The sequence below is a fragment of the Paraburkholderia sp. BL6665CI2N2 genome (assembly GCF_004366535.1).
In the GTDB taxonomy this organism is placed as follows: domain Bacteria; phylum Pseudomonadota; class Gammaproteobacteria; order Burkholderiales; family Burkholderiaceae; genus Paraburkholderia.
This window is the reverse complement of the sequence record NZ_SORC01000001.1, coordinates 2315777-2332414: the sequence shown is the minus strand read 5'-3', so window position 1 is coordinate 2332414 and position 16638 is coordinate 2315777. Positions and strand designations below refer to the sequence as shown.

Annotated in this window: 16 protein-coding genes; 2 read left to right on the top strand and 14 right to left on the bottom strand. The window is 60.4% G+C overall.

Translation table 11 applies throughout. From position 1 onward, the window contains the following. Nucleotides 1-5 precede the first annotated feature (5 nt). From B0G81_RS10470 to B0G81_RS10440, 7 genes are all read right to left on the bottom strand, one after another. Nucleotides 6-1223, bottom strand: coding sequence for an efflux RND transporter periplasmic adaptor subunit (locus B0G81_RS10470; RefSeq protein WP_243856754.1), 1218 nt, complete (start codon nucleotides 1221-1223; stop codon nucleotides 6-8). A 117-nt stretch (nucleotides 1224-1340) separates the two neighbouring features. Continuing rightward, complete coding sequence (locus tag B0G81_RS10465; RefSeq protein WP_243856410.1) at nucleotides 1341-1745, bottom strand: hypothetical protein; 405 nt, start codon at nucleotides 1743-1745, stop codon at nucleotides 1341-1343. A 161-nt stretch (nucleotides 1746-1906) separates the two neighbouring features. Next, nucleotides 1907-2293, bottom strand: coding sequence for a response regulator (locus tag B0G81_RS10460; RefSeq protein WP_116121609.1), 387 nt, complete (start codon nucleotides 2291-2293; stop codon nucleotides 1907-1909). Nucleotides 2294-2459: 166 nt separating this feature from the next. Continuing rightward, nucleotides 2460-3053: a response regulator gene (locus B0G81_RS10455; protein WP_279590465.1), complete on the bottom strand. Its 594-nt coding sequence runs from the start codon at nucleotides 3051-3053 to the stop codon at nucleotides 2460-2462. A gap of 26 nt (nucleotides 3054-3079) precedes the next feature. Next, on the bottom strand, nucleotides 3080-4537 hold the full coding sequence (locus B0G81_RS10450; protein ID WP_134135046.1) for a PAS domain-containing sensor histidine kinase: 1458 nt from the start codon (nucleotides 4535-4537) through the stop codon (nucleotides 3080-3082). 692 nt (nucleotides 4538-5229) lie between these two features. Beyond that, nucleotides 5230-5817: a YSC84-related protein gene (locus B0G81_RS10445; protein WP_134135043.1), complete on the bottom strand. Its 588-nt coding sequence runs from the start codon at nucleotides 5815-5817 to the stop codon at nucleotides 5230-5232. Between the two features lie 404 nt (nucleotides 5818-6221). After that, nucleotides 6222-6902, bottom strand: a complete 681-nt coding sequence (locus tag B0G81_RS10440; RefSeq protein WP_134143056.1) for a hypothetical protein — start codon at nucleotides 6900-6902, stop codon at nucleotides 6222-6224. Nucleotides 6903-7286: 384 nt separating this feature from the next. On the opposite strand from B0G81_RS10440, the gene ppk2 reads away from it, so the two are divergent. Next, nucleotides 7287-8102 carry a polyphosphate kinase 2 gene (gene ppk2, locus B0G81_RS10435; protein WP_134143055.1) on the top strand — a complete coding sequence of 272 codons (816 nt, stop codon included), beginning with the start codon at nucleotides 7287-7289 and terminating at the stop codon, nucleotides 8100-8102. A gap of 84 nt (nucleotides 8103-8186) precedes the next feature. Here the strand turns inward: ppk2 and B0G81_RS10430 are convergent, their stop codons facing one another. The 7 genes from B0G81_RS10430 to B0G81_RS10400 all read right to left on the bottom strand — a co-directional run bounded on the left by B0G81_RS10430 (nucleotide 8187) and on the right by B0G81_RS10400 (nucleotide 15358). Continuing rightward, nucleotides 8187-9815, bottom strand: a complete 1629-nt coding sequence (locus B0G81_RS10430; protein WP_134135038.1) for a 3-(methylthio)propionyl-CoA ligase — start codon at nucleotides 9813-9815, stop codon at nucleotides 8187-8189. Nucleotides 9816-9840: 25 nt separating this feature from the next. Then, nucleotides 9841-10185 (bottom strand): Rieske 2Fe-2S domain-containing protein, encoded by a 345-nt coding sequence (locus tag B0G81_RS10425; protein ID WP_134143054.1) that lies wholly within the window; start codon nucleotides 10183-10185, stop codon nucleotides 9841-9843. Nucleotides 10186-10230: 45 nt separating this feature from the next. Beyond that, nucleotides 10231-10791, bottom strand: a complete 561-nt coding sequence (locus B0G81_RS10420; protein WP_134135033.1) for an alpha/beta hydrolase — start codon at nucleotides 10789-10791, stop codon at nucleotides 10231-10233. 18 nt (nucleotides 10792-10809) lie between these two features. After that, complete coding sequence (locus tag B0G81_RS10415; RefSeq protein ID WP_134135028.1) at nucleotides 10810-11658, bottom strand: TauD/TfdA family dioxygenase; 849 nt, start codon at nucleotides 11656-11658, stop codon at nucleotides 10810-10812. 10 nt (nucleotides 11659-11668) lie between these two features. Then, nucleotides 11669-12649, bottom strand: a complete 981-nt coding sequence (locus B0G81_RS10410) for a quinone oxidoreductase (RefSeq protein ID WP_134135026.1) — start codon at nucleotides 12647-12649, stop codon at nucleotides 11669-11671. 180 nt (nucleotides 12650-12829) lie between these two features. Further along, nucleotides 12830-14149, bottom strand: coding sequence for an MFS transporter (locus tag B0G81_RS10405; protein ID WP_134135024.1), 1320 nt, complete (start codon nucleotides 14147-14149; stop codon nucleotides 12830-12832). Nucleotides 14150-14302: 153 nt separating this feature from the next. Then, entirely contained in the window at nucleotides 14303-15358 is a 1056-nt protein-coding gene (locus B0G81_RS10400) for a 3-keto-5-aminohexanoate cleavage protein (RefSeq protein ID WP_116123771.1), read from the bottom strand. A gap of 206 nt (nucleotides 15359-15564) precedes the next feature. On the opposite strand from B0G81_RS10400, the gene B0G81_RS10395 reads away from it, so the two are divergent. Further along, complete coding sequence (locus tag B0G81_RS10395) at nucleotides 15565-16566, top strand: AraC family transcriptional regulator (protein WP_106277903.1); 1002 nt, start codon at nucleotides 15565-15567, stop codon at nucleotides 16564-16566. Nucleotides 16567-16638 lie beyond the last annotated feature (72 nt).

Here is a 16638-nt window from a genome sequence, read left to right as displayed (position 1 = left end):
GCCTTTCATTGGGTCGCACCGCTGCCGGTTCCTTGCGCCTCAGACTCCTTGGCCTGCGTGGAAGGTGCAGGCGCCTGCGCCGCACTTTCAGACCCGGCAGGTCCGGGCGGCGCTGCGTTCTTCTCCGCGGATGGGCCTTTAACGATCTTGAGTTGCGCTCCCGCTGCGACACGCAGTGCGCCATCCACCACGATGCGCTCGCCCGGCTTGAGTCCCTCCGAGACGAACCAGTCGTCGCCTTGCCAATCGCCCACTTCGACAACCCGCTGGTGCGCTTTCGACTGGTCGTCGACGACCCAGACAAAGTGACTCTTCGAGCCTTGCAATACGGACCTCTGCGGCACGAGAATCGAGTTGGGTCTGATGGCCCCGGAAACGCGTGCTTTCACGAATTGACCGGGCCGCAATGCTCCCTTCGGATTATCGAATACCGCCCGCACCAGAAAGGTCCCCGTTTCAGTGCTGAAAGCAGGATTCGCAAAGTCAATACGGCCGACCTGCGAGAACACCGACCCGTCGGCCAGAATCAGCTTGACGACAAAACTGTCGTGCTCCGGGAATTTCAGAAGACCTGCTGCAATCTGGTCCCGGTACTTCAACATCTCGTTTTCGGAGATGCTGAAGTTCACCCACATCGGGTCCAGTTGATAAACGTAGGTCAGCAAGCCGTTGGAAGTCGCCGTGACATAGCTGCCGTCCTGCTGACGTGCGAAGCTCGATAGACCCGCGAGGGGGGACTTGATCGTCGTATAGCCGAGATTGAGCTGTGCCGTATCGACTTCCCCTTTTGCCGCGATCACCGCGGCGGCGGACTGCTTTTCGTTGCCTATCGCGTCGTCGAGATCTTTCTTGCTCAACGCGTTTTGAGCAGCGAGCGGCTCGACCCGCGCCAGGTTCGCCTTGGCAACCTGATAACGCGCCTGCTGCTGCGCGAGTTGTCCTTTCGCGGTTTGCAGCGCAGCCTCGAACGGCTTGCGGTCCATCTGGAACATCGTCTGCCCGGCCTTGACGAGTTGCCCCTCAACGTACAGGCGTTTGTCGAGAAAACCGTCCACGCGAGCACGAATCTCGACCTCGCGGGAACTCTGGGTCTGAGCGGTAAATTCGAAATCGACAGGCGTGTCCTTCTGTACGACGGTCGTAACGGTCACCTCCGGCGCGGCGGCGGCGGGCGCGGCAGGTTGCTTTTTGCAGGCGGCGAGCAAGGTCATCGCCGCTGCCATCAGCAGCAGCGCGCGCCACGAACGACGAAACACAACCGGTGTGTCCGCAACACTGAGACAGTGCGGCCCCGGCGCGGAATGATGGATGGCGACAGTTTTCATTGCGCGCCCGCCTGATCACAAGACCGTACAGTTGCCGAAGAGCACCAGCGCATCGTCGCTATTGACGATCGTCAATGTCATTGACCCGTCGGTCGAATCGAGCACCAAGGTCCACCCAAATCCCATCTCTGTCCCGTCCATGATGATCTGATTGGCATCTTTGCTGGCGATACGCATGGGCGTCGTTCGCGCGGGTCCGATGATCACCTTCTTGTCGAAGTCGAGCGAGAGAAACCGGGGCGCTCCGATATCCGCCGGTAAAGAGCGGCTGCAGGTTAGTCCGGGATCGCATGAATGCGCGTCGATCGTCGCGCAGATGAGTCGTTTGCTGCCATCGAAGTCGGCGGCCGACGTGTCGAATGCAATGGCGCTGAACAGAATCGCAATTGCAGAAGCGAGTAAGGTGGGCCCTGGTTTCATCACGTACTCCGGCTTTTTCTTTGAGCGCTGCGCGCGCAGTAACCCGCGCGCGACGACGGCTGGCGATTTGAGCCGCGCGCTGATGTAGGTCAGTTTGGTAGCTGAAATACAGAGAGGCAATCAGACCTTGGTCTCATATCGCCCGGCCGGGCACAGATACTTCAAGGGCGCAGCGGACCATTCATCGCCATTTCCACAGCCTTGATCAGGATGGCGGCATTGAACGGTTTTCGCAGATATGCGGCAGCGCCTGACGCGAGCGCGGTCTGTCTGACGGAGAACTCGTCGTGCGCGGTGATCATGATGACCGGCAGGCCCATCGGCGCAAGTTGACGCTGAACTTCCAGTCCGCCTGTGCCAGGCATCTGGATGTCGAGAATAACGCACGCAGGCCGGTACGACGGAATCGCCGAGAGTGTATTCAAGAACTCGTCGCCGCTGGAGAACGTCTCCGCCTCAATACCTGAGGCGCGCAGCAGCCGCTTGATGGCTCGGCATACCGATTCATCATCGTCGACTATGGCAACGATCTGATTGGGGTTGACCATTTTGAATATGCGAAAGCGCGGTCGCTCCACGAGAAAACCCGTTCGGAGTTCCAGCGTAACGTGAGATTTTAAAGCGAGATATAGGACCTTGGTCCACTAGCGGCTTCAACAGGATGGAATTGCGCCGGCCTCCCTCCCGCGCAATCCCGATCGGGGCAATGCAAACTTATAGGTCGTCGGCTGCGTCCATGCCGACCTTTTCCGCGAGCCGAACCAGTTGGGCAATCGATCGCGCCTTCATCTTCTTCATCACCCGGGCGCGATGAATCTTGATGGTCTTTTCAGCCGCGCCAAGATCGCTGGCGACCTGTTTGTTCAGACGCCCTGTCAATAAGAGCGCCATGACTTCACGCTCGCGGTGCGTGAGACAATCGAGCCGTTCCTGCAGCTCAGCCTTTTCGCTCCTCTTCGCCCACTCCATGCAAGCGACCTTTAGCGCGCGGTCCACCGCGGCAAGCAGGAGAGACTGGCATACCGGCTTGGGCAGAAAATCGAGCGCACCACCCTTCATTGCTTCAACGCTCGACCCGACATCGCCGTGCCCGGTCAGAAAAACGATAGGCAAGAGCTGATTGAGATTGCGCTGCACTTCAAGCCCCGACATGCCCGGCATCTGCAAATCGAGAATGAGGCATGCAGGTACGCTGGCGAGGTCGGCTCTATCCAGAAAAGCTTCGGGACTGTCGAAAGTTTCAACCAGATAACCGGATACGCGAAGCAGTCGGGAGAGCGCGCATCGCACCTGCTCGTCGTCGTCCACGATGAAAACACGCGCGGTGTCCGGATCTATGACGACCCGCGGGGATCCCTTTGTACAGCCGCTTTCTGAGGCAGCATTATGTGAAACGACGCTCCCTTGCACTCGTTGTTCTCCGCCCATAACCAGCCTCCGTGCGCTGTGACGATCGTGCGGCTGATGGAAAGACCAAGACCGAGTCCCTGGGGCTTCGTCGAAAAGAATGGCCTGAATATTTTATTCATCTTGTCGACGGTCAACCCTTGACCTCGATCCTTCACCGTAATGCGTACTCCTCCCCCGACCCCTTCTCGCACCGTTGTTTCGACGACGCGTTCAGCCGGATCGCAATCCTTCACCGCGTCGAAGGCGTTCAGCAGCAGATTGAGCAACACCTGCTGCAGTTGAACCCTATCGCCGAACAACGTCTGCAGATTGTCGGCAATGTCGAATTCCGTGCGAACTTCCCGCGCTACTGCGTCGCTATGCACGAGCAGGGCGATGTCCCGGACCACATCGCCGATATCTACCGGCTGCAGCTCCAGGTCACCTTTTCGTACCATCGTCCGGATCTTCTGGATAACTTCACTCGCGCGCCGATTATCCAGAATGATATCGCCCAATGTCTCACGGAGTTCCGCCGTATTGACCTTCTCCGACTCAATCAATTTCTGCGCCGCTTGCGCGTTGCTCAAGATAGCGGTAAGCGGCTGATTCAGCTCGTGTGCGAGAGAACTCGCTAGTTCTCCCAAAGATGAAACCCGCACCAGATGAGCCATTTCCTTGCGGTTTTGATCGACTTCGCGGCAGGCCACGAGCCCTGCTATGGCAATGATCTGCAAACCCTGATCAGACGCGCTGTATCTGCTGGTATCGGCTTCCACGTGAAAGCCTTCACCGTCGCGCCGGCGCGCGACCAGCACCTGTGTCGTTGCCCGATCGGCGCTCCTGTGACGGGTGCCGCGGTCTTCGGCCATGGAATCGCCACCCTGCCAGGCATGGACCGGAAACAGCATCTCGATCGGTGCGCCGGTCAATTCTTCGCTGGTGTAGCCGAACAGTTCTATCGCTCTGGCGTTCGCAAAGACTATCTGATTTTTCCGATCGAGCATAAGCATCGCGAGCGGCAACATTTCAAGCGCGTCCCGCAAATGAATTCTTTCGTCCAGAATCCCGCGCCTGCCGCAGCGTTCTGCTTGCAGACCGGCCGCGCTTGCGCCTGCATGTGCGTGCCGTCCTGGCTTTGCATTGGCAAGCTCGCGCTCATTGGCAGCAATCCATTTTTCGGGCTGATCCGCAACGTCGCCGAAAAACGCCAATGATTTCGCGCCTGGTGTTCTCAGCCGCCAATATGCTCGTTCCCGAGGCGAACGGGCGCTGATGGGTGAGGCACGCGACTGGCGGTGGACATCTCGAGGCGGGCGCAGCCGGGCCACATAGCAGCAGGCCATGGCGATACCGACCATGCCTTGCACCAGGTCTTTGCCACGCACGATCAGATTGATCACTGGTCTCTCCGTCACCAATGTTGAGTGCATGTCCAAAGTCGCCGTCTCGCCACGTGCGGATTCGGTCAACTATACTGATTCTTAGCGTTGAACCTGGAACATCGGTAACTTGAAAACAGTATAGAGCCTCAGGCAAGGATGTGAAGGTTTATGAAAGACTTTTTTGAAAGTTGCAATCCTTGCCCGATGCGCACTGTAAGAACACTCGCTAGCACTTATCTGAACGTTGAAAAGCCTTGCTAAATACAAGTAGCGGTGCATCTCCTGGTGTGAATCGAGGACGGCCCTGCATACATGCAAGTATGCCCTTACCGGGCACCGTGAATTCGCGTCATATAGCGATCAGCGGACAATATCCAGGCGGCAACGGGCCGGAACGTCTAAAGGACTATTTAGATATATCCCGTGCGTCGTCCTATTGCCACCAGCGGATGTACAACAAGCTTTTTATCCGGAAAGATCTGTGTGCATTGCGTGAATCAGATTATGAGTCGCCTGATAGAATCGCCCCCACCACGCCGTCAATAACGAATCATTGCGCGCGCCAAATGATAATAAAGACGTGCTGACCTGGTCAGCTCACGAATGTTGAGCGCATCGTACCGCGCCGTCCGCTATGCAGAGATTCGAATCAATATGGCATTCCTTAAGCATGCTGATTAACTTTGTATGCCAGAGCGCGTAGCGCACGCTTACAGATCAAGTTTGGTCACCTTCGTTCCGGCGAGCGACAGATCCGCCATCAGACCGACGTTGGTCAAGACGAGCGCAACCACTTGCGAGGTCGCTGATGTTGTATCTATCGCGCCGTTGGCACCCATTTTCGCGACCGAGACTCCTGTGTCGGCTCCAGCCGACCACCCCGCCGAATTGCGGAAACCGTCCAGCGCGGATTGCGTCATGAAGAGAAATATGACCGCGGTCGACTGGACGCCCGCCTGGAGTCCGAATGAAGCGGAGGTCGTGTTGTAGTAGCCGACTGTCGCGCCACCCACTCGCAACGCACCCTCGCCGTGCTCGGCGCCGACAATGAAGGCCGCCTTTTTCACCGATGGGAAAACCAGCACCCCTTGAGCCTTCGAGACCAGTTCACTCGAACCTTTTACTGTCGTGGCCAATCGTGACAACGTTCCGTCCACGGCTGAATTGATCTCTTGCCGCTTTGCCGCGTCAGTTTCAGGACTCTTGCCGCTGCCGGATGTCGCGGTGCACCCCGTCAAAGTCAAACTCGCGGCGGCGCTTGAAATCGCGATCTTTTGCATAAAATTCCGTCTGTTCATTATCGACCTCCATTGTGGTTACAGTGCGGACTGCCAGCTCGATTTCTGGCCGCTTTTTCCCTGCCCAATCGCGATCCAATGGTTGCCCGCAATCCTGCTCGCCTTACTGGCTCATGCGGCGAGCAACGCAGCGGTGCACAATCACCCGTGAAGTCCTCACGCGGCTGCCGCTCCTGTCCTCATGGCACAGACGAGCAGTCTCCCGCGAACATGCAAACTGTCGCGTCTTCGGTGAACGGGCGCGTCGGTGGCGACGTCTCCGATTACATAATGTCACGATGCGACAATCGGAAAATCAGACCTTGGTCTTACGCCGGGCGACCTGATCGGCGGTCGCGGCGCGGGGAGCCGAGCACGTGAGGTTGTAGCCGGCCCGGTACGCGGTCCGGCGAGCCGCGCCCGCTTTATCCTCCCAATGCAATGATCGCCATGGTCAGCAGTACGCCGAGCGCTGCCATGGCCAATCCCGCTTTCCATTCACCGAACCCGGAATGACGGCCCAGCGCTATTCCGCTGCCAAACAGGATGACGATCGTCAATGCACGCGAGACGATCAAGGCAGTCGGGACGTGGCTGAACACGACGAACGGCAAGGCAACCGGGAACGTCGAGGAGACCACGATCAGAAAGATGGCCACCGCTGCGACCATGTCAGCCCGCAAAAAGCGCGGCCGTTGCGGTAAATCCGGGATGGCGGCAATGCGCGCCCGGATGAGTTCCAGTTCCGTATCAGCGATCAGCGGCGCGACCCACCTGGGCAATGCGGCACGAAGCGCGCGAACTCCCGCCGCCGCATCCGGCTCATGTCTCACGGTCAGCGCAAGCCTCAGCCGCCGGCCGCGATTCGTCAGCGTTCGTACCAGAAACATGACCGCATCGGCGAGGCCCCACGCGAGGTTGCAGCCAAGCGCCGTATAAAACATTTTCCGCCCGGCACCTTCGCCGGCTGTGACGGCCGACACGGCGCCGACAAACGTTAGCGCCATAAACAGGCCAAAACACAATTCGGACACCCGATCGACGGTGTCCAGAACCGGCTCGCGGGTGTCGATGTTTCCCTGATCCATCAGGCCGATAGCGTACATGAGGTCTCTCGCCGCGGTTGGCATGTGTTTATCGTCACCCGGCCGAACGCGCTCATGGCATGTCGACACGCGGCGGCGGGCGAATGCCGCCGCGGGGTGGATTTTCGTCGCGCCGATCACGAACGCGGCAGCAGTCCCAATGCTGTTGCGGCGACGACAAGTGCCGCTTTGTTGGTGGCGATGGCGCTGTTCGAATCAGCACGTGGACATAGCATGGCGACGCCCGTCGGATCGACGATCCAATGGCGGACTCCAGCAAGATACTGCGCACGTTTCAGCGACGATATTGGACCAAAGTCGTATGGCCTTCCGGTGTCCGGCGTCCTACCTTGCTAAAGGATCACGGGAAAATTATGCAGGTCACGTCCGCGCGGAGATATGGGAATGGCGAAGACTCGGGGGAAAGAAGTGCCTTCCGCGGAAGGCAACGCTCTCTCTTACAAGGAATACCGGAAGGCGTTGTTGGATCTGCACGTTGAACTGGTCAAGCTTCAGCAATGGGTCGTGCAAACGGGAAGCAAGATCTGCATCGTGTTCGAAGGACGCGACGGCGCCGGTAAGGGCGGCACGATCAAGGCGATTACCGAACGGGTGAGTCCGCGGGTATTTCGCGTGGTTGCGTTGTCTGCGCCAAGTGAACGCGAGAAGAGCCAGATGTACTTGCAACGTTACGTGCCGTACCTGCCGGCGGCGGGAGAAGTTGTGATCTTCGATCGCAGCTGGTACAACCGCGCGGGGGTCGAGCGAGTGATGGGTTTCTGTTCCGACGAGGACGTCGCGACGTTTTTCAAGGCGGTGCCGCTTGTCGAGCGTGCGATCGTCCATTCTGGGGTGATCCTGCTTAAATACTGGCTGGAGGTCAGCCCCGAAGAACAGACGCGCCGCCTCGAAGCTCGCATCCACGACGGACGCAAGGTCTGGAAGTTGACGGAAATGGATCTGAAATCCTATAGCCGATGGTATGACTACTCCCGTGCACGCGACGCGATGTTCGAAGCGTCGGACACCGATATCGCTTCGTGGTATGTAGCTAATTCGAACGACAAGCGGCGCGTGCGGCTCAACATCATCAGCGACGTGCTCGGAAGAATTCCTTATCAGGAAACGCCGCGCAAGAAAATTACGCTGCCGAAGAGACAAAAACCCGATGGCTATAAAGATCCGGACTATCCGTTCAAGTACATAGCCGAGCGCTTCTGACCCGGGAGCCTCACGCGACTCGGCGATGGCAAATGCTGGAGTCCGACGCCGGACTTCCGGATGTCCCTCGTGTTGCGCGCCGCGTCAAGCCGTCAGGTAGTAGTCCCGGAACTGATCCCTCAACTGGTTCTTGAGCACCTTGCCGGTTGCACCGAGAGGAAGGGCTTCTACAAACACGACCGCATCGGGCTTCCACCACTTCGCGACCCGGCCGTCAAAAAATTCGAGCAACTCGTCAGATCCAAGCGCGCTCTCCGGCTTTTTTACGATCAGCAGCAACGGGCGCTCGTCCCATTTCGGATGCCTCGCGGCGATGCACACGGCGCTCGCCACTCCCGGGTGCAGGCAGGCCACGTTCTCGATGTCGATCGAGCTGATCCATTCCCCGCCGGATTTGATGACGTCCTTGCTGCGGTCGGTGATCTGCATGAAGCCGTCGGGATCGATCTTCGCCACGTCACCGGTCGGAAACCACCCATCGCATAGCGGCGACGCATCTTCGCCGCCGAAGTAACCGGACGTCACCCACGGCCCGCGCACCTGCAGGTCGCCCGTTGCCTGAGAGTCCCATGGCAACTCCTTGCCGTCCGGGCCCACGATTCGCATGTCGATGCCGAACACGGCGCGGCCTTGCCTCGCCTGGATAGCGTAGCGCTGCTGCGCCGGCAACGACAGGTGGTGCCCTTTGAAGCTGCAAACCGTGCCGACCGGGCTCAGTTCCGTCATCCCCCACGCATGCAGGACGTCGACCTGGTAGCGCTCCTGGAATTCCGCGGTCATGGCCGTCGGGCACGGCGCGCCTCCCACGATCGTGCGGCGCATGGAGGTAAACGTCGTGCCACGCTCGGCCGCATGTCGAAGCAGTCCCTGCCAGACAGTCGGGACACCGGCGGAAAGCGTGACCTGTTCTGCCTCGATCAGCTCATAGAGCGATTTTCCGTCGAGAGCGGGACCCGGGAACACGAGTTTTGCGCCGACCATGCATGCGATATAAGGCAGACCCCACGCGTTCACATGAAACATGGGGACGACCGGGAGGATCACGTCGCGCGCTGAACAGTTCAGTGAATCGGGCAACGCCGCTGCGTAGGTGTGCAGAAGCGTTGAACGATGACTGTAGAGCACCCCTTTCGGATTGCCGGTGGTCCCTGACGTGTAGCACAGGGAAGATGCATGGTTCTCGTCGAGGAGCGGCCAGGCGAAGTCGTCGTTGTGACCGTCGAGGAGATCTTCGTAGCACAGCAACATGACCGGCAGGTCGTGCATTGCCGGCATGTTTGCGCGGTCGGTCATCGCGACGAATACCTTTGGGCTCTTGATGCGCGATGCGACAGACTCGATCAGCGGGAGGAAGGTCAGGTCGAAAAAGATGACGCGATCGTCGGCATGATCGATGATGTAGGCGATCTGATCGACGTGCAGCCTGGGATTGAGCGTGTGGAGTACGGCGCCGGAACCCGACACCGCAAAGTACAACTCCATGTGGCGGTAGCCGTTCCATGCCAGCGTACCGACGCGCTCACCCTGAGCAATGCCGAGCCCGGCAAGGGCGTTGGCCAGCTTTCTGGCGCGTTGCGCAAGATCCAGATAACGATAGCGGTGAATGTCGCCTTCGACCCGTCGCGACACGATTTCCTGCCCGGCGTGATGCCGTTCGGCATGGGTGAGCAGCGATGCGACCAGCAGCGGTTGCTGCATCATCAAACCATACATGACTATCTTCCTCATTTGTCCAGATTCAGCTGGATTGCGCGTGACACGCATCTGCCGGGGTATCGTCGACGGTGAGCTCGAGCCTGCCGGCGACGTTCCGGATGGGAAAGGTCACAAGACTCAAACCGCCTTTGCCCGGCATGCAACCGGTCGCGACGTCAAAACGAAGGCCGTGGGCGGGGCAGCGAAGCAGGCGCCCTTCGATCTGCCCGCCTGCAAGCGATGCGCCGTTGTGCGGACAGGCGTTGTCGACGGCGCAGAGTTCACCGTCGACGTTCAAGAGCACGACACTGCGACCCTCAACGAAGACCAGCTTGCGTTGTCCTGGGGCGAGTTCATCGGCTGATCCGACCGGTATCTGACGTGACATCATCTGTTCTCCCGATCACTGGCCGCACGCAACGTGGCTTCCATGTCAGATCAGCTCGCGGATCAGGGTGTCCGCCTGCGGCCAGTCGCCATAGCCGGCCGCGGGGTTCAGGTGCCCGACTTCGCCAAGGTCAACGAGACGGCTGCCCCAGTCTGCCGCCATACGGGCAGCGCGATCAAACCCTGCAAGCGGATCGTTGCGGCTGGCGCCGAGAATACTCGGGAACGGCAGCGGTCTACGCGGAAACGGCAGCCACCCGTGTTCTTCGAGCACGTCCAGCGTCGGATAACCGGCGGGCATGGCAACTTCCAGGTCCGCCGGCGCGGCCAGCAGCGCGCCCTGGATCGGGCGGTTGTGGTGCCGCGCCCAGTGCACGGTAATCATGACGCCGGCGCTGTGAGCGACCAGTACGATCGGGCCATCGATCTTCGCGATGGCCTCGTCCAGCGCCGCGACGCGCGCCGCGCAGCTGAGCTTGTCCTGCTCGAGCGGCGACACCGAAGCCGTTTTGGGAAGACGAGCCTGCAGCAGTGTCTGCCAGTGTTCGGCGACATGGTCACGCAGACCGGGCACGACGAGTACGGTAGGTGCGGTATTGAGCGTCACGACGCGGAGTCCTTCAGGTTAGTACGGCTTGTCGCCAATAATTCCGGCTCGCTCCATCTTTCGATGGCACGGCGCGTAATCCATCACGGCGTAGTGCTGCGTGGAGCGGTTGTCCCATATGGCGATGCTGTTCGGCTTCCAGCGCCAGCGCACCTGGTACTCCGGGATGTACGCCTGGCTGATCAGATAACGCAGCAGATCGGACGCGCCCGGATTGGCGTCCTGGCCAAAGCGCACGCGCGCCGGCGTGTGGTAGTTCGTCAAGTGCGTGGTGAACGCATTGACATACAGCACTTTCTCGCTCGTCTCGGGGTGCGTGCGCACGACCGGATGCTCGGCGTCGGGATACTGGGCTTTCAAGGCATGCCGCTTCTCGATCGGCATCACGGCGCCGAAGCTCGCTTCAATGCTGTGACGTGCGCGCAGGTCGGCGATCTGCTCCTTCACGTGCGAGGGCAGGTTCTCATACGCGAGCACCATGTTCGCCCACATCGTGTCGCCGCCAACGGGCGGGCATTCCACGCAGCGCAGCACGGCGCCGAACTGCGGGGCTTCGCGCCACGTGGCGTCGGAATGCCACGCGTTTTCGTAGCGGTCGTTGGGCTGATCCGGCGACTTGTAGATTCGCACGAGGCCCGGATGTTCCGGATCGCTGCCCGCGACCGGGTGGTCCTCCAGCTCGCCGAAGCGGCGCGCGAAAGCAACATGCTCAGCACGGCTGATGTCCTGATCGCGCAGGAACAGGACACGGTGCCTGAGCAGGTTCGCCCGGATCTCGGCAAAGAGGCCGTCGTCGTGGATCGCGTCGGCGAGCTTGACACCCACCAGTTCGGCGCCAATGGCGTTAGTGAGTTGTTCGACAAGCATGGTGCCCTCCTTAGATGACGAAGACCGATGAACCCGTTGTCTTGCGCGCTTCGACATCACGGTGCGCTTGCGCGGCATCCTCGAGCGCATAGCGCTGGTTGATCTCGATCTTGATACGGCCAGCCGCAACGTGGCCGAAGATTTCCCCGGCCAGGTCCGACTTTTCGGCGGGGTCGGCGATGTAGTCGGCGAGCGCCGGACGGGTCAGGTACGGCGATCCTTTCATTGCCAGGATCTGCGGATTGAATGCCGGAATCGGCCCCGATGCCGTGCCGACGCAAACAATCAGGCCGCGGCGCTTGACCGAATTCAGAGTCGCTTCAAAGGTATCCTTGCCGACACTGTCGAACACCACATTGACCCCGACGCCATCGGTCAGCTCGCGTACGCGCGCGGCGACGTCTTCATGGCTGTAGTTGATGGTGTGTTCGCAGCCATGCGCGCGGGCGACTTCCGCCTTGGCTTCGTTCGAAACCGTGCCGATCACCGTGAGCCCCAGCAGTTTGGCCCACTGCGATACGATCAGCCCGACGCCGCCCGCGGCCGCATGAAGCAGAATCGTATTGCCGGGTTTGAAGTCATAGATGCGTCGCATCAGATACGACGAGGTCAAACCGCGCATCGTCATGGCTGCCGCCGTCTCGCAGGTAATGCCATCAGGCAGCTTGATCAGCGGTGCCGCCGGACACAGGCGCTCCGTGCTGTAGGCGCCAAGCGTGTTGATAAAGCCCGTGTAGGTGACACGATCACCTGCCGCGACGTTCGTCACGCCCTCGCCCACTGCTTCGACCACGCCGGCTGCTTCCACACCCATGCCGGCAGGCAGCGGAACCGGATACAGTCCGGAGCGGAAATAGGTGTCCGCGAAATTCAGGCCCACTGCCTCATGGCGCAGGCGAACCTGGCCCGGGCCCGGATCACCGACTTCAACGTCCTCGTAACGCAAGACCTCAGGGCCGCCGGTTTCATGAAAGCGGACTGCTTTCGCCATGATTCGTTCTCCAGTTTATTGCTCGATTTACAGAAGGGGAATGCGCCTGCCGGAGAACGTTACGTCCCGGCGAAGGCGTCGATTACCGCAAAGTGTCCAGGTACTGCTTTGTTGACCGGATTTAACCGACCGCGCAGCCGCATCATCAGGCGGACGACGCGGCAAGCGCGAGGGAGCCGCTCAGAGCGAGGCCTTCTCACGTAACGTATTCACGAGGTCAAGGTCGCGCCTGTAGCTGCGACGGCCAATGGCGAACGCGATCGCTGCGAACAGCGGCGCCAGCGGGACCAGTTGCAAGGCGCCGAGCAAGCCGATCCGGTCTGCGACGATGCCCGTGAGAATAGCCGCGGGCGCCAGCCCCAGCAGGTTGTTGGCCAGTGTCAGGGTGGCAAATGCTGAAGCGTGGATCGACGGCGGGGTAAGGTTCGCCACCATGGCGCCCGAGGGCCCCGTCGCGCCGGCACAGAAGAACATGCCGCAACCGATCAGGACGAGTTGCAACCGGCCGGCCGGCAGTTGGAAAGCGACGCCGAGCAGGACGCAGCACAACAAGCAGTACACGATCGCGGTCAGCCACTTTCTTTGTACAACCTTCCTGTTGAGCCGGTCGGAGAGCCAGCCGCACACGATCATGCCAAGGCCGGTCACGAGTACGAACACCGCACCATGCACGGCTGCCTTATCCGGCGCCATGCCGTAATAGCGATTCAGGAAGCTCGGCATCCATGACCACACGGCCGCCGGCACGAGCAGATGCATACCGCTGCCCACGTAGGCACAAACAACGGCCTTCGTGGAAAACAGCCCCTTCATCAGCGCGCGGAAGCTCATCCGCACGCCAAGGTTACCCTTGTGCCCGGCGGTCGCCGGCTGCAGTGTCGCCAGCCTTTTCTCCGTGACAACGCAACGGTAAATGACAACCAGCGCGATACCGACGCAAGCCATTGCGCCGAACGACCAGCGCCATCCAAGGTGGGTCGCGACAGCGCCGCCCAGCGCCATGCCCATCACGGAGCCAAATGCGCCACCTGCCATGAAAGTGGCGGTGAGGGTGGCGCGCAGACGCGGCGGGAAAATGCTCAGGACTAGCGCGATGCCCACACTTCCGTAGGCCGCCTCGCCAATACCGACACACGCGCGTGCGAGCAACATCTCGCCGTAAGTCGTCGAGATGGCACATCCGAGCGTCGCGAGACTCCACAGCGCCGCCATCAGTACAATGCTTTTGACGCGGCCCCAGCGATCCGCGAGAACCGAAAGCGGAAAGGTCAGCACGCCAACCATGAGTGCCACCACGCTGCTCAGCGAGCCGAGCTTCGTGTCAGAGAGATTCCACGCGGACTTGATAAACGGAAAGACCGCGTTGAGAACCTGGCGCGACATATAGTCGGAAAGCAGCAGGCCGATCGTGAGCGCGCATACCACCCATGCGTAGGCCGGTATCCCGGATTGTGTTGTTGAAAGATCGCCCGTCGTGGGCTCAGCATGCTGTAAAAGCATTTCGTCTCCTCCGCGTCTCGCGCGTCCGGCGCCCTTTTCCCATGATGGACAAAAGGGGCCGATATTTGTGTCGCCCCCCGATGCGAGCCGGGGAGCCTCCTTCTTCAATCACCATCGACGCGCAATATCGTGCCGTTGGCGAGTCCCACCCTGTTACGCGGCGCGCAGGGGCAGGTTTTTCACACCTGCCTTGCGGCTCGGTGCCATGCCGTTGGCCGCGAGGGTCTCGTCCACCGTTTTGTATTGCACGCCGATCTTGTAGATCTCGCGCGCTTCCTTGCCGCTCGCGATTTCACGGCCCAGTTCGCGTGCCACACGCACGCACTGCTCGATCTGCTGCACCGAGCTCATTCGATTGCCGTGCTGGTCGATGATCGTGTCCTCGATTCCGCAGCGCGGGTGCAGGCCCATGGCCATCGCCATCATGTTGAACGGCAACACGTTCTTCAACAGCGACTCGGCCGTGACCGTGCCGCCGTCCGGCGCGCGGTGGACGAAGTTGAAGAAGTTGAACGGGTTCGGACCGTCAAAGCCGCCGCCGATGCCGATCCACGTCAGGTTCAGCGGCCCCTTGTAGGCGCCCTTGCGTACAAGGCGATCGAGCGTTTCGAGCGCATGAATGCCGGTGAGCTGGAAGTGCGGCTGGATACCCGATGCCTGCAGGCGGCGCAGATGTTCCTCAACCCAGGCCGGTCCCGCTGGCACCGTCATTTCACTATAGGCGGCCATGAGCGCAGGATTGGCCAGCGACGTACCTTCCAGGTACTCCGGATAGAGCAATTCCATGATGTTCATCTGCGTGGTGTTGATCGCGACCGTCACCTGATCGGGCTTCGGGTCGAGATCGGCCAGCATGTGACGCGTGTCGTCGGACAGCCACTTCGCGGCCTGGCCGTCGTCTTCCGGTGCAAACGAGATCGAGCCGCCCACCTGGATGATCATGTCCGGCACGGCGGCGCGCACGCCCGCGATCAGTTCGTTGAACTTCGACAGGCGCTTCGAGCCTTTGCCATCCAGCTCGCGCACGTGCAGGTGCAGCACGGTCGCGCCCGCGTTGTAGCAGTCGACGGCCTTCTGGATCTGCTCTTCCATCGTCACCGGAATGTCTTCGGGAAAATCCTCTGGCGCCCATTCCGGTCCGTACGGAGCCGTCGTAATGACTACCTTGTGCTGATTCTCCGGGTGCAGCGAGTCGTCGAGAAATTGCATCGTTTCCTCCAGAAATAGTTGGATGTTTTTCTTCGGCGCCGGGTGCATGTCGACGCGTCAGGAAATAAATCAGTAAGGCGAAGATACGGCAATCCGGCGATACGGATTTCGTTTCCGACGACATTGTTTTATGATTTGACGACACCGCGCGTTAACACCAATCCCGCGCCAATGGACTTCACGCGTGAGGAATGGAAGGAGGTCGAGTGCAAAGCATGGTGAGGTCGTCGACACTGCACGGGTATTTCGACGTGGTGAGAGGCTTGGGTCTGAACCCCTACGAGCTTGTGCAGGCGGTCGGTCTCGACGCCGTGGCGCTGGCGAACCCCGAGGAACGGATTCCGGCTGACGGTGCCTGCCGGTTGCTCGAAGCGACTGCGGAGAAAGCGTCGTGTTTGACACTGGGGCTGCGGATCGCACAAACCCGCCAGCAGTTCGGCAGTGGCGTCGTCAACGTTCTGCTCGCCCACAAGCGCACGCTCCGCGAGGTGCTATTGGCGGCGGCGCAGTACCGCTATCTGCTCAACGAAGCGCTGGGTGTTTACGTCGAAACGACTGGCGACACGGTGACGATCCGCGAAGAGATTGTGGCCGAACCGGGCACCCGGACAGTCCAGGCGATCGAACTGGCCGTCGGCGTGCTGGCCCGCCATTCCAGCGCGCTCCTCGGTGCCCACTGGAAACCGCACAGTGTGCATTTCACTCATGCGGCGCCGCCTGACCTGACCTTCCATCGCCGGTTCTTCGGCTGTCCGATCACATTTGAAAGCGACTTCAACGGATTCGTTTGTGCGGCAGCGGACCTCGATTATCCGAATCCGAATGCAGACCCCGTGCTGGTCCGTTATGCGGAAAGCCTCGCCAATCCGCTCAACGATACGGCGGCAGATTCTATTGCGCTGGATGTGCGCAAGACGATTTACCTGCTACTGCCCCTCAGTCAGGCGTCAATCGAACTGGTGGCGCGACAACTGAATCTGACCGTGCGCACCCTGCAGCGCCAGCTTGATTCAGCCGGCTCCCGTTTCTCGGGCATCGTTGAAGAAGTTCGGCGCGATCTTGCCGTGCGCTACCTGCTCAACCCGCGTTATCCGATCGGCCGGGTCGCAGCCCTGTTGGGCTACACAAACCAGGGAGCGTTCACGGTCTGGTTCCAGAAGCGTTTTGGTCTGACGCCCCGTGACTGGCGCAGTCGCCACCGCAAGTGAAAACGTATGGTGTCGTGGTGCAGCCGGATGCCGCGGTGGCCCATGCGAAATGGCACAACGCCACATGCGCCA